The sequence below is a fragment of the Tepidiforma bonchosmolovskayae genome (genome assembly GCF_008838325.1).
GTDB lineage: Bacteria > Chloroflexota > Dehalococcoidia > Tepidiformales > Tepidiformaceae > Tepidiforma > Tepidiforma bonchosmolovskayae.
Map to the genome: position 1 here is coordinate 1,026,587 of NZ_CP042829.1, position 13,976 is coordinate 1,040,562.

General features: G+C 66.2%; 8 protein-coding genes and 1 tRNA gene. 2 read left to right on the plus strand and 7 right to left on the minus strand.

Annotated features, from left to right (window positions below; all coding sequences use genetic code 11):
* Position 1: 1 nt before the first annotated feature.
* The 7 genes from cas7g to Tbon_RS05260 form a co-directional block, all read right to left on the minus strand.
* Positions 2–1,183, minus strand: a complete 1,182-nt coding sequence (gene cas7g, locus Tbon_RS05230) for a type I-G CRISPR-associated RAMP protein Csb1/Cas7g (protein ID WP_158066641.1) — start codon at positions 1,181–1,183, stop codon at positions 2–4.
* A 173-nt stretch (positions 1,184–1,356) separates the two neighbouring features.
* On the minus strand, positions 1,357–1,956 hold the full coding sequence (locus tag Tbon_RS05235; RefSeq protein ID WP_158066642.1) for a hypothetical protein: 600 nt from the start codon (positions 1,954–1,956) through the stop codon (positions 1,357–1,359).
* A 591-nt stretch (positions 1,957–2,547) separates the two neighbouring features.
* Complete coding sequence (locus Tbon_RS05240) at positions 2,548–3,027, minus strand: hypothetical protein (RefSeq protein ID WP_158066643.1); 480 nt, start codon at positions 3,025–3,027, stop codon at positions 2,548–2,550.
* A gap of 160 nt (positions 3,028–3,187) precedes the next feature.
* Positions 3,188–3,559, minus strand: a complete 372-nt coding sequence (locus Tbon_RS05245) for a hypothetical protein (RefSeq protein ID WP_158066644.1) — start codon at positions 3,557–3,559, stop codon at positions 3,188–3,190.
* A gap of 386 nt (positions 3,560–3,945) precedes the next feature.
* A complete protein-coding gene (locus tag Tbon_RS05250; RefSeq protein WP_192498173.1) occupies positions 3,946–6,891 on the minus strand; it encodes a DUF1998 domain-containing protein in 2,946 nt (981 codons plus the stop codon).
* Positions 6,892–6,920: 29 nt separating this feature from the next.
* Complete coding sequence (locus Tbon_RS05255; RefSeq protein ID WP_158066646.1) at positions 6,921–8,603, minus strand: DEAD/DEAH box helicase; 1,683 nt, start codon at positions 8,601–8,603, stop codon at positions 6,921–6,923.
* Entirely contained in the window at positions 8,600–12,052 is a 3,453-nt protein-coding gene (locus Tbon_RS05260; protein ID WP_158066647.1) for a hypothetical protein, read from the minus strand. Before Tbon_RS05260 ends, Tbon_RS05255 begins: the two co-directional genes overlap by 4 nt.
* A gap of 390 nt (positions 12,053–12,442) precedes the next feature.
* On the opposite strand from Tbon_RS05260, the gene Tbon_RS05265 reads away from it, so the two are divergent.
* A tRNA-Thr gene (locus Tbon_RS05265) sits at positions 12,443–12,518 on the plus strand.
* Positions 12,519–13,004: 486 nt separating this feature from the next.
* Positions 13,005–13,949 carry a TerC family protein gene (locus Tbon_RS05270; RefSeq protein ID WP_158066648.1) on the plus strand — a complete coding sequence of 315 codons (945 nt, stop codon included), beginning with the start codon at positions 13,005–13,007 and terminating at the stop codon, positions 13,947–13,949.
* Positions 13,950–13,976: the final 27 nt, after the last annotated feature.

Consider the following 13,976-nt stretch of genomic DNA (forward strand, 5'->3'; position numbering starts at 1 on the left):
GTCAGCCCTCGGCGTCGTCGAGGCCCCGGGCAGTGAGGACGTTGCGGATGACCTCGGCGAGCGGCCCGGATGGCGAGACGACCACGGGTTCAGCCTGCCAGGCGACGCCAGCCGCGGCGAGCCGCTCGCGAGCGAGGTCGACAAGCTGCACGGCGTCATCGCGCGAGAGTTCGAGCGGCTCGGTCCGGGCGCCGCGCTGGACCCACTCCAGGGATTCGTTGCGCAGGACGAGGTCGGAGCCTGAGCGGAGGTGGATGCCGGCGCCGCCGAAGGCGAGCCGGTCGCCGGCGAGGGCGAGTGCTGCAAGCGCTGTGCGGCCAGCGCGGTTCACCGCTTCGTCGCGGAAGCGGAGCCGCGCGAGGCCGGTGAGCGAGAGGACGCCGAGCCGGGAGATGGAGCGGACGGCGACGCCGCCGAACTCATCTTGAGGAGTACCGGCCTTTGGATTGGTACCGTACCCCAAATTGGACAGGGTGGTCACCTGTGATTTACTCTTTTTCGACTCACCGATGCCTTGCCAGTCTGAACGATTAACCTCGTACTCCGCTGGCAGTACTAGAGGATCAATCTTAATGGCAGCTCTTCTTCCACGCTCAGGTTGCCAGCCGATCATCTCGGAAGTGTACGAACGCGCTATCCTTAGTTGCGTCCTTTTTCCTTGCCAGGAGTCCCAGAAGCCGTAGATCAAATCGGTCGGACTGAAGGCAAGGTAGGCATCCAAGGATGAGTCCGTAGCGTCATTCAGTGCCTTACCGACCTCTGTTTCTCCAAATTTTTTTCCTCCCACTATCCCATGGATTATGTAGGCGTCTCGGCTTCGGTGTGGCACTGAGAGGTTGCTGAGCTCAAGAACGTTGCCATCGAGTTCGAAACGCCACAAGATGCGGGGCAGCCGGAGCCGGTCGGCCACGCGGTCGAGGGCGGCTTCGCACCGGTTGGCCTGGGACTGGTAGGAGTCGAGGACGACGACCTCGACCGGGGTGCCTTCGGGCGACCAGCGGCGCTCGAAGTGGTAGCGCGTCCCGTTGCTCTCCATGTAGGTCGGGGGGAAGACCTTGGCGCCGGGACCGGCCTGCGGTTCGTATTCTGCGCGGATGCGGATTGCCGCGTCGTCGCTCTGGAGCGTCACCGCCGCTGCGAGCCGTTCGTACAGTGCATCGAGATCCGCCATGTGCACGGCCATCCTTTCGAGACTCCCGGCCAGGCCGGCGGGTCGCCGGGGCCGGACGGCGGCAGTCTACCCGGCCGGGCCGCAGCACCGGAAGGCCTTTGCGCAAAGACGACAACAGGTGTCGCGGGCGCGCCCGGCGGGCGGACTCCGCGGGCGGGGCCGCCGGCCGGGAGGGGTGCTGCTGTTTAGTTGAATGCGCCGGTTTCGAGGTCGGCGAGCATCCGCTCCATGAGCTCCGGGCCGTAAGGGGTCGGGTCGAAGTGGATGAGGTAGAAGGTCCCGTCGTGCATGCCGGCGTAGCGGGCGTTGCGTGTGAGCGAGGCGATGGCGAGCGGGCCGCGCCGGGGCAGGGGGATGAACTTCGTGCCGCCCTCTTCGAGGGCCCGCCTGAAGTCGTCGTCGACCTGGGCGGCGTACTGCAAGGCGATGGGGACCAGGTGTTCTTCGGGCATGAGGTTAAAGAGCCTGGTCCAGGTGAAGAGGTCGTCGGCGCCGAGCACCTGGCATGCTGTGCAGGTGGTGGGCAGCTGCAGCCGGGCGGACTTGCCCGGCACCCTGCCGAACCAGCGGGCGTACTGGAGTTCGAGCGCGGCGCGGAGGCGGTGGAACCGGCGCCGAGGGCGCTGGTTTGGGCCGACCGCGTAGTGCTGGCCGCACGGCCAGATGAGCACCAGTTCGCCGGTCTCGATGTGGGTGACGTAGTCGTGCGGCGGATGGTTGCGCGGCAGGTCGGTCGTCTCCCAGGCCCGGCGGAGCGGGCCGGCGCCGGAAATGGGATTCGTCAAACGTACCCTCCTTTCGAAGCTGTTCTGTGGATGCCGACGTGGACGGGTGGGGAAGGCGGCCGGCCCGGGCGAACCGGGGGGCGCCCGGAGGACGCGGGCCACATGGCCAGGTGCGATGGGACGAAGGCCCTGCCGAGGCAGCCGGCGCTGCAGCCGGGGGTTGGGCGAGGGCTGCGCAGCCGGCGGCGGGACCGTGGCCGCGGGACTTCGAACGCGGGACGGGCGCCGGTGGGCGGCGGGACGGGCGGACGGGGCGGAGACGCGCGTGGACCCGATGTCGCAAAACCTCTTCGAGGGGACGGCTCCGAAGGGGGAGCGTGCGGCTACGCGGGCCGGAACGGGCTGTTGATGGGCGGTGCGTGACGGGCGGAGTCAGTGCTGACGCATGGGGGCGGCGGGAGATGCCTGCCGGGAGAATGCCGGCTCAGGGCTCCCGGGCACGCCGGGGGATGCGGGCCGGTTTCCGGAGCGGGAACAGCGGCCGGGAACTTCCTGAGCTGAGGGACGATGGAACCGGCTGCCCGGGGGAGCGAGGACAGGGGCCTTCCGTCCGGGCGGCGGGACACCCGCTGGCGTCGGACGGGGCGCTGCTCACCCCTTCCTGTCCGACGCGCGGCGGAGGGCTTCCCGGATGGCGTCTATCCAGTTCTTTGTGGCCTTTTCATCAACGACGAGGTACTTCAGGGTCCTCGGTCTGTAGTGCTCGACTGGCATGTATTCGACCCCGAGCAGGACACAGCCGCCGGGGATGGCAACCGGCTCCCGAAAGGTGAACCCGCCCTGGTCCCATTCGTAGTAGCGGAAGCGGACCTTTCGGAAGGGCTTTCTTGCCTCGAAGAGGGTGTAGCCGCCGGGAGGGGCGCGAAGCTCGGGTATCGGTTTTCCGCCCGACAGCACCGAGGCGAACAGGTGCGGCAGGGTGACCGGAACGCTGGAGCCGATGTAGGTGCTCGGCACAATGCCCTCGGTGTCGGTGAAGGCGACGGTTGGCGAGTAGACCCCTCCCAGGAGCGGGGCGTCGCGCGGCCACTGGACCGGTCGGCTGATGAACTCGAGGAACTCAGCGTCCATTGTTTCCTCCCCTTCCATGGTTACCCGCGACGCCCTCGCGGGGTACGAGCCCGCAAACGGGCAGCGGGACGGAACGTTGCTGCGAGAGCTGACTGCCGCGGGGGGGTCCCGGTGACCTCGCGGCGGGCCGGCGTTACGGGCGGGTGTCGAGCCGAACGCCTCAGAAATCCCTCTTGCCAGAGAGGGCGGCGGTCGCCTGCATCCGTTCGACCCAGGGAATGCAGCCCGATGAGGGCTGCGGGAACCACGGCTCTCCTGGCTGCGTGCCGGGGCGGTGTTCATACCAAGTCGGGGCCGGGTAGCCGCCGCGGACCTCTACCGTGATGTCGGTGGCGCAGGTTCCGGCCGGGTAGCGGAGGGTGAGGGTGTAGACGGCATCGTAGTCGGGCACGCGGAAGCGGATGCCGGCGGCGGTGAGCCGATTCTGGTCGTCGACCTCGATGAACGGCTCGGCGGTGTAAGCGACGGCACCGCGCGCGGCCCGTTCGAGCGCGCGGACGGCGAACCAGAGGCCACCTTCGTTGACAGTCACGCGTTTCCCCCTTTTCGACCTGCGGGCGCAGGTGGCTGGATGTGTCGGCGGAGCGGATGCGCCGGGCGGGCGGTCGCGGCGGGGCATCTGCGCATGAGCCGATAGCATTCTCGCATACGGCGGCGACACCTCCTGTCGTTTGGGCGGGGGATGGGGCCGAGGAGAATTGCGCGGAGCGCGGAGCCGCCGCGACCCAGAGCGGTGGAGCCGAGTGCATTGCGCACCAGCCCCGGGCGGCCCATTCTGCGGTTTACGGAGGAGATACGCCGGCAGGCGCGGACGAGCGGGTGCCCGGCACGCGGCCGCCCCGGGCCGGGGGCATCCGCGTCTGCCCGCGCCGACCCCGAGCAGCGGTCCAAGCGAGCAGCACCCTGGCAGGAACGGGCTCAGGAGGCAGCCGCGGCCGCGGACCCGGCGCGTTCGAGAGCTGAGGTGATGACCTCCTGGGCGATGGTGCGGTCGAGCTGGTCGTGCTGGTGCTGATTCTGGTAGGTGCGAAGGCAGCCGTAACAGGAGCTGTGCTCGCCGCATGCACTGCAATTGCAGACCTCAAGGGCCTCACGCATCACGCACGCGAACTGTTCAAAGGCGGAGCGGGCGAGGCCGGCGCCGCCCGGCACGTTGTCGTAGAGGACGAAGACTGGCTGGCCGGCTTCGAGGTAGGTGAGACCCCCGAGGTCGTCGTCGCCGGCTTTGAGGAACCGCCGGGCGCCCTCGCGGAGTGCAGCGAGGACGGACGCCCTGGCCGAATCGGCCGCCAGGTCCTGGTCGACGAACTTGAACTCGGCGATATCGGAGGTGAAGAGGTGGCCGAGGTCGACCCGCGCGAGCGTTTTGGTGCACTTCTGCCCGGTGACGGGGTGCTTATGGCTGCCGTTGCCTTCGCGAGTTGGCGCGGCAGCACCGGCCGTCGCGAAGCCGCAGGTATGGCAGAGCCGGAAGCCCCTGCCGTAGGCGTTGTTGATGACGGCGAGTGAGCCCTGCCTGGTGAAGCGGCCGAGCACGAGGTGGGCCGAAGGCGGCCCGAGGACACAGGTGCGGTCCTGCTGGGGGCCGAAGTCGTAGAAGAGCATCCGGGAGGCGAAGATGCGGGGAGGGCGTTCCTCGCCGAGGCCCTTCCGCGGCGGGGGTGCAGCGACGAAGCCGAAGACCGGGTCGACGAACGTCCTGTTCATGGTCTGCCCGTGGCACTGGGGGCAGGAGCCGCCAGCCTCGGGGTCGAGGTAAATGCGGTTGCAGCGTTCGCAGACCGCGTACTTCCGTTCGGGGAGCTGCCGGTTGGGGAGCAGCTGCAGACCGGCGGATTTCCAGAATTGCTTGGCGGCGACGACCCCGGAGCCGGGCGCGTACTCAGAGACGGCGACCCTGAGGTCGCGCTGGAGTTCGATGTCGCGGGCGACCTCGGCGGAGACGTGGGCCGTTTTGAGCGGCACGACATCCACCGGGAACCCGTACTTGGGCAGCACGTTGGCGCTGGCGAGGGTGCCGAGGAGCTCGGCCCGGCTGATGGTGTTGAGCACCTTCTGGTAGCGGTCGGCCTGCTGGAAGCGGTGGTTCGCCGCAGCCTCGTCCATTAGTCGGCGGTACTGCTGCATATCGGCGATCTTTTCCCGCTCAACCCGGGCGAGCGGCGACTGGAAGGGGTCCGGGTCGGCGAGGGCTGCCGCCCAGGCCCAGTCCTGGACGCCGAGTTCCTCGTGGAGTTCGGGCGGGACAATGCGCGTGAGTTCGTCACGAAGGCCCGCGTCACGCGAGAGGAGGTACTGGCGGAACTCCTCGCAGGGACTGCCTGCGCCGTCGCCGAAAAACTTCTCGACGACCCGGGGCCATTCCGGGGATTTCCCGTAGTTCGTCCTGAGGAAGCGGGAGAGCGCGACAGAGTGGACGTGGCGGCGGACGATGGGAACGTTGCCGGACGGGATTTGCGGAGCCGGGACTTTGCCGGCGACATAGTTAAGCGGGTAGGCGAAAACCTGTCGGTCGTGGGGGCGGAGCTGGGCAAACGTGACGATGAGCGCTGCGGACGAGGCTCTGCGCCCGGCGCGGCCAGCGCGCTGGACGTAGTTCGCGGCGCTGGGCGGCACGTTGCGCAGGAGGACCACCTCGAGTTCGCCCACGTCGACGCCCAGCTCGAAGGTTGTTGAGCAGCTCAGGACATTGACGCGGCCGTTTTTCGAGACGAAGTCGCCCTGGATTTCGGATGCCTTTTGGGTGGACCACTGGGCCGTGTGCTCCTCGGCATACATGGGGCCGAGCGGAGGCTCCTGGTACATCGCCCGGTAGTGGTCGAGCGGGAGCTCCGAGGCCGGCTCCAGGCGGCCGCTGCAGCGGAATGACGGGCAGACGCCGGCGACGGCTGCCGGCTCGATCGTTCCGCAGGACGAGCACTGGAGGAGCGCCCGGGGCGGACGGAATTCCCAGGAGTTCGGGTTGAGCCTGTAGACGATGCCGTGGTTCGGTTCGTTTGACGGCTGGAGGATGCTCCTGAACGGTGAATCCTGGTCTGACAGGTATCGCCAGATGTCCTGGAGCAAGGCGCGAGCGGTGGTTTTGCTCTCGCCGACGGAGGCGGTCGGGTTCTTCGCCTGGTGGATGCGAACGAGGTAGTCGAGGCGCCGGTTAATGGCAGGATGCTGTGGGACCCAGCTAAGGATTTCGAGTTCGGCTGTCCTGGCAGGCCCGTCCTGCCGCACCGCGTAGCGCTTGTTGCGTGGTTCGAAAATCTCGCTCGAGACGTCGACCCCCTGCGGCATGCTGACCACCTGCGCGGCAAGCAGCGTTTTCAGGAGCTCTTCGAGGAGGACCCATGCCTCTTCCGGCGTCAGCGACCAGGGCGGGCTGAGGAGCGGCCGGGGCGGGGTCCACGTGCCGGGGCGAGCGAGCCTGAGTTCGGCCAGGCCAACGCCTGCGAGCGACTGGCGCTCGTCCATGGCGGTGAGTTCCGCGATAAGCCATTCGACGGCCAGATCTTTGCGTCGAAGGGCGGACGTGTCGCTGGTGAAGAAGCCTGCCCGGTCCATAGCGCTGGCGAGCCGGCTGCCGAGACTTTCGAGCCTGAGTCCCTCTCCGCCGGGCGTTTCCCAGGTCTCGCGCAGCACCTGGTAGATGACCCTCCGCCGGGCGGTCCGGTTGTAGGTCCGCTCGAGGTAAGCGGCGAAGAATGCGGCGTCCTGCCGGCTGTCGGAGAACGCCAGGAAGCGCGGACGTTCCTCGCCGCGAGGCAGGGCATCGAACAGCGCGGAGGCGATGACCGCCGGGGGCGCATCGGAGCCGAGACTCAACCGCCGGGGCCCGCGCTGGCTCGACGGCGCCTTGCAGTTGACGCAGCGCACGGCTCCTGATTCGGTGCGGGCAGCGACTGTCATCGGCGTCGGCCGCGGGTTCGGGCAGTTGCAATCCCCGCTGGAGCCGGCCCGCAGGCAGGAGAAACACAGGGAGAGCTGCTGTTCGTCCTTTTTTCCCCCTGGAGCACGAGCTCGACGAGTTGACCCGGCTCTTCGGGTTCGTCGACCGGGTCCTCAGCGACTTTCGGGCCGAGGAACAGCACCTCCCGGGAGGAATCCGGTAGGTTGAGCGCCGCCTGGAGGCGCCCAGAACGTTCGTCACCCGAGACAGTGCCCCGAAGGTGCCACTGCCCGCAGCGGCGGCAGGTTGCGACTTCGATGACCATGGCCGCCGGACCACAGATATCGCAGTGGCGCGCCGACTCGAGGAAGACCCGGGGGCCGCCATCGTGGTCCCGCAGGCAGACGAACATGCCATCGGGGGAGCGGACGAAGGTGTGATACTTGGCGCGGAGCAGAGGGAGCCCCTGCGGGTCGCGCAGCGATGAAAGCGCCCGGACGACGGAGGCCGTCAGTTCGAAGGGGTCGGCGTCGCCGAGCATTGCGGCTGCCTCCTCAAGAGTGAGCTGCTTCGCCCCGAGCGACGTGAGGAGGTCCTGCACCCTCGGGTCGGCGAGCAGCGCGTCGGAGTTCCCGGTCCGAACGGCCTGTTCGAGGTCGATCCGAGGACCCGGGGCAGGGAGCCGCGGCGCTTCCCGGGAGGCGACGATGACGTCCTGCCGCGCAGGGTCGTCGTCATCGCATTCGAAAGGCAGCCCGAAGAGGTCCGAGGCGAATTTGGCGATCTGTTTCCGGTCTTCCGGCCCGCCGGCGGTGGCGGAGGTCGCGATGGCCTGGGTTTTGCCCGGCCCTCTGCCGACCCGGTCAAGCAGCCTGCGCAGGAGCATGCCGATCTCGAGGCCCATCGTTCCCTCGTAGCTGTGGACCTCATCGAGGACGATAAAGCGCCACTCGTTGTCTCCGGAGACAGCGAAGAGCGGCGAGTCGTCCGGCCGGATCAGAAGGTACTCGAGCATTGCATAGTTGGTCAGCAGCAGATGAGGAGGACGCTCGCGCATCTCTTGGCGGCCGAACATCTCGTTAGGCAGAATGGTTTCGACGCCGCTGTTCTTCGCCTTTTCGATCCCTTCGGCTCTTGTCTCGGGCGTATCTCCGGTGTACCGGCCAAAGGTCACCTCCGGGAAATCCTCCAGCAACTCCCTGAGCCGCTTCAGCTGGTCGTTGGCCAGCGCGTTCATGGGATACAGCAGCAGTGCACGGACACCGCTGCGAAGGCTACCCTGTTCCTGCTCACGGAATATTTGATTGATGATCGGGAGTAGAAAGCTCTCGGTCTTGCCGCTTCCGGTCCCGGTGGCCACGACCACATTGCGACGCTCGGTGACGAGCTTGCGGATGGCCGTCTCCTGGTGCCGGTAGAGCGGCCGGTGGATGGAAAACCCGCCGTTACTTTCGAGCCACCGCGGGCTGAGGACCCCTTCTCGGACAAGGTCATTGGGGGTGACCCCGTGCTGGTAATTCTGGGACGCCTCGAGGAAGGGGCCCTTCAGCCACGGCGTGCGCACCCTGTCAAAAGCTTCCTCGATGGCGCGGTTGAGCTGCGGGTCATTGGAACGCAACGAGGTGCGCAGGTAACGACGGTAGGCGGTCTCGACCTCCCCGGTCGCGCGCAGGGGGTCCAGGTTGTTTGTGGCGCTCATTGTTGGACTCGCAGGCAAAGAATTTCCGCGTAACAGAGGTCGCGCTCATAGATCCTCGGCATGTACCTCTCGAGCCACACGGCGACTTCATCGAGCCAGGGGACGGCTTCCGGCGGGAGGCTCCCGCGTTTTCCCCTGGCCATCTGCCTTCGCACGAGGGCGACGGCCAGGGACATGCGCCCGAGGACGGGCCAAGATTCGGGCAGTACGCGCTGAGGGAGCATCCATCGCCGGTCGAGCCCTCCCGGACCGAGGAGCTCGTCGGCCATTCGTTCTAACGGCTCCCGACAGCTCAGGTATCCACGAACGAGCCGCCGACGTCTCTGCTCGAACTCCCCATCGGCGGTATGGCGCGAAAGCTGTTTCAGGGTCGCGAAGGCCGCGTTGAGCCAGCCATCCCGGTCGAACATCCGCCCGGGGACGGGCAAAAGCGCCGCCTCCATCGCCTCGAGTCTGTCGTCGTCCGGTTGGAACTCGGGCCCATTGATGGAACCGCACTCCGGGAGAGATTCGAACGCATCACCATCGCTGTCATCGGTTTCGAGGTCAGGCCAGCCAAGGTACGTGTGGCAGCGGGCGACTGCGCCGGGGTCGTTTCGCGCCAGAGCGAGGTCATGCCATGCCCCGAGCGGCAGCCATGCCTGCCAGAGGCGATCCTCTCTCCCCTCGATCATTTCTCCAGGAACCTGCCCCTGCCAGCGTTCGATGCCGAGGCCGACGAGGAGACATCCAGGGCGGGACGTGCCATCCTGGTCAACCAGCCACTGCCAGAAATCCTGCCGGGCATCGGCGCTCTTTCTGCTGGCCAGGCTTTCGGCTGCCAGCCACCATGGGATCCGGAGGATTTCCCGCATCGCCCCGCAATCGACTGACTTCGCAACGATCGCGAGCAGCTCCCGAAGCTGGTACGGGCCGAGGTCTCTGAAGAATGCACGAGTTTCATCGGCCGCTGCGTTCGGGGAGGTGAGCAGAATGCGTTCAAGGGTGCCAGCGACGGTTGGTGGCAGGACATCCGCCCGTTTTCGCAAGTCATCTTCACTTCCGATATGAAACTGAACAATGCGGCCTACCGTCCTTTGCCCGGTCCATTCGTCATCGACCCGCAGCTCAAGGCTGTACCGACCGGGGAGGAGCCTCGAAACCTCGATGCTGGCGGTGCCAGTGGTGTTGTCGTAAGAGACCGGGCTGGAGAGCGGCTCCTGCCACGGTCGTGTGAGACACCGTACTGTTCCGTGGGCACCCGGTACCCGACGCCTCTGGATCCAGCTGAGCGTTGTTCGATGCCCTGGGTGCGCGGCGGATACGTGCTCAATATCTACCGCGATATCGACCGTTGCTACCGTGATGGGACTGCCGACTTCGTTCCCATTTGACGAGAGCAGCTGAAGCTCGAAGTCGTAGTTCGGAATGTGGCTGCCGCGGAGCGTGTCCAAAAATTCGCTAATCGAGAATCTTGCAAGATTCTTCTGTTTCGCCCTGGCCCGGAGGCGTTGCAGGATTCTCCCGGGACGCTGCACCAGCCGCAGTTCGACGTCATACTTCGGCGGCACCCTGGCCAAAAGGACCCCTGCGCTCCCCGATTCCAGGTCGTCGATGTTGAACCGAAGAGCTGTGTTGTCCTCTTGCTGCTCCAGGCCGCGGCCGACCCAGCGCCACTGGGCGACGTTCAGCCGGATGGCCGCCATGGTCTCCCGGCCGGTCGCGGTGTCGCGGACAGTGAACGGGATGCGCCCGTTCCGGTTGCGGTCGTAGAGCCGCCATCCGTCCGGGCGCGGTTCGACGAAATCACCTTCTTCGAGGACGCTGATGCCGTCTCTGGTAGTGATGTCGACCGTTGAAACTGCCAGGTCTGGCCCTGCGACACCGGGATGCTCGTCGACCTGGAATTCCATGGCGGGGAGCAGGTCGAGGATGAATTCCGCGCTGCGCCCGAGCGGCCCATTGACGCGCACGTGCCACCTGCCGACGTCACGGCCCGGGATCAGGTCCTCCAGGTGCAGGCGCACCCGGCCGCCCGGCAACAGCTCTGGAGAGAGCTCGGCAGCCGACATTCTTCCCCGCTCCGTGCCATCGTCGGACCGAACCGAGACGGTCCAGCTGGCAAGGTAGTCGGCGGCGTCACGATGCCCGGGAGGGCCGGGAAGGATGACCGAGGGGAGATTCGTCTCAAAGGCGAGCGCGGTTTCGCCATAGGGTTCCAGGTAAGCCGGAACGTCGGGGCAGTCCAGGACAGGCTCGGCATCCGCGTCGACGAAAACCTGGTGCTGTGCTCTCCCTGCGCTTAGATTGATGTGCGACAGACCGTCGGGGAGCTCGAAATGCCTCGCGACGATAGAACGCCATCGTGATGCCGGCTCGCCGAGGTCTTCGACCGGACCGATTTCTCCGTCGGCCCCCTGCACGCATGCCCCAGCGGGGGCGACGAGGAAGAAGCTCCGGGTGGAAAGGGTCCGAGTCCCGCTGATGGCTTTGCATGATTTCCCATGGAAGAGCAGAAACGGGCGTTCCGGGGTTAATCCCTCAAAGCTGCGCGATGTCAGCAACCCGTTTTCAGTAAAGCCGAACACCTGGATTGACGAGAAGGGCTCTTCGACCAGGAGCTCTTCGTACGGCGCTGGCCTCCTCCAGCTTTCCTTCCAGGGCACATCGAAGTAGGAACCTCCGGAGAGCTGTACCTTCCAGCGGACTACCGGGCTGTCGATATACGGGAGCCGAAGCAGGATACGGACAAATTCGGGGTCGAACACCAGGGCAGGCGCCGTCCATCTTTGGCGAACCCTCGACCGCTGCTGCCCGCGGCCGTCAACCCATGCTGACACCTCGTCGACGAACCAGGAGGGCAGGCCGGGATCGTCGATTCCGTGGACAAGGTCCATGGTGCGCTGGATGACATCTTCGGCAACGCGCCCGCCATAGACGACGAACCGGTAGACCGGACGGTGCATTCCGGCGTGATTTCGGATAAGGCGTTCGCGAATCTCCGAAATGTCATATCCGTAACGTTCCGGATCGGTAATGCTTGGCCAGATGACGTGCTCCATGAAGGATGGAACCAGCGCCCGCGGAACCATGGCATGGGCGAGAATTGGCGTGACGTAAGGTAATGCACCTTCCTCAACGAGCTGTCGGAACGTTGGCAGATGATTCCGCTCAAGATAATCTGCGAACCACTGACCAAGTTCCGGCTGATTTATCTCATAACCGGGAGTATCCAGCAGGCTTCGAACTTTAGGCCAGTACTCATGCCCATCATACCGAAATTTAGCGACATTAACGAGCACGGCTGCGAGACAATGGGGATATTGCCTCTGAATGATGTGAGTTGGAAGCCTTCGAAGATGACTGCAGATGTCGTCGAGCTCAGCTTCTTCGAGCGGAATTTCGCCGATCAGCCGGTGCCGTGGGATTTCGTCGCGCAGACGCTGTTCGTATTCAAGCAACGTGGCCACGTTGCCAGCTCCAGAGTCGACCGTACCGGGAGGCGGAGCCCGGTTGGCGCGCGATTATAGGGTGTTTGCTCCCGGCTCGCGATAGCGACAGGAATCTGTCGCCATTTCACGACGGCACGGGGGGGGGGGCGGCAACTGATTTCGCGAGCGGTCGAGCCCGGGTCGATGGCCGACGGCGGGAAAGTTACGCGGGAAGGGGGCCGGCCGCCGGGGGCGGACGGTCCGGACGCCGCTCCGCCCGGTGCGCCCCCGGGGCTTTCGGCCACCTCATCCCCGCCGAGTTGCTCGCCCGGCGCTTCGACATCCGGTCCGAAGGCGTGTCACGAACGGCGTGAACCAGTACAGGAGGTTCACCGAAGGCGGGCGAGGCGCTAGGATTGAAGGCAGCGGGCCTCGATAGCTCAGCTGGTAGAGCGAGCGATTCGTAATCGCTAGGTCCAGGGTTCGAATCCCTGTCGAGGCTCCAGTTTTCTCCCTGCGTGCCGCGCGGGCGGCCGCCGGCAGGGTGCGACTTCTGGTCCCGACTCCGCCCTTGCGTTTGATTTTCGCGACGAGCATGCGCCCGAGCTTCTCGAGCGCTTCCCACAACTTAAGCCCCGACTCCGGGATTGCGGTTGCGTGCCGCGGCCACAACCCAAATTGAACACCTGGGCGGCGCTGCGAATCTCGAACCCGAACCCGGCCTCGCCGTTGCGTGCCGCACGGGCAGCGGAAGCAGCGCGGCAGCGATGGACGGTCGGCAATTCGGGATTCGCTTGACCCGAGCCGGCTGCGCCCGCTACGCTCGATGGTGCAAGGGGGAGTAACCGGCACCCACCCCCGGGGTGCATCCGCGGGCCGTCACCACGCGCTTCGGCGCCGGCCCCGGAGGCGAGCCTTCGCCCGGTGAGACCCTGGCACATCCTCAAACAGGGATGCGGCCAGGGTTTTTTGCTGGCCGCGAAAGGGTCGCATGACCGAACTGCTTCCGTGGCTCATCTTCGGCGGCATCGTGGCGGGGATGCTCGCGCTCGACCTCGGCGTCTTTCATCGCGAGGCCCATGTTGTGTCGCGCCGCGAGGCGCTCGCCTGGAGCGCCGCGTGGATTACCCTGGCGCTCGCCTTCAATGCCGGCGTGTTCTTCTTCCGGGGCAGCGATGCGGGCGTCGAGTGGCTGACGGGCTACCTGATCGAGAAATCGCTAAGCGTCGATAACGTCTTCGTCTTCCTGCTGATCTTCTCGGCGTTTGCGGTGCCGCCGGTGTACCAGCATCGCGTGCTCTTCTGGGGGATTCTCGGGGCGTTGGTGATGCGGGCGGTGCTGATTGCAGCCGCAGGGCTGCTCATCACGACGCTCCACTTCGTCATTTACGTGTTCGGCGCGTTCCTCATCTTCACGGGTATCAAATTCCTGCGGGACCAGGAGCATGCGCCGGACCTCGAACAGAACCGGTTCGTGCGGCTGACGCGCCGGCTCTTTCCCGTGACGGCCCGGTACGAAGGGCAGCGGTTCTTCCTCCGGCGGGAGGGGGTCCTGTATGCGACGCCGCTGTTCCTGGTCCTGGTGCTGGTGGAGAGCACGGACCTTGTGTTCGCCGTCGACAGCATCCCGGCGATCTACGCAGTGACGAGCGACCCGTTCATTGTGTTTACGTCGAATATTTTCGCGATTCTCGGGCTGAGGGCGCTCTACTTCGTGCTGGCCGGATACCTGGGCGGGCTGCGGTTCCTGAAGCCGGCCCTGGCGGCCATCCTCGCGTTCGTCGGCACGAAGATGCTGCTCGTCGACCTGTACAAGGTGCCGTCGCTGGCGAGCCTGGCGGTGATCGCCGGGGTCCTTGCGGCGGCGCTGTTCGCTTCGTGGCGGTGGCCGAAGCCGGCGCATGCCGCGGTCCACGAGCCCGCTGCGGGCCGTTGACCGGCCGCCCCCCGCCAATTACCTACG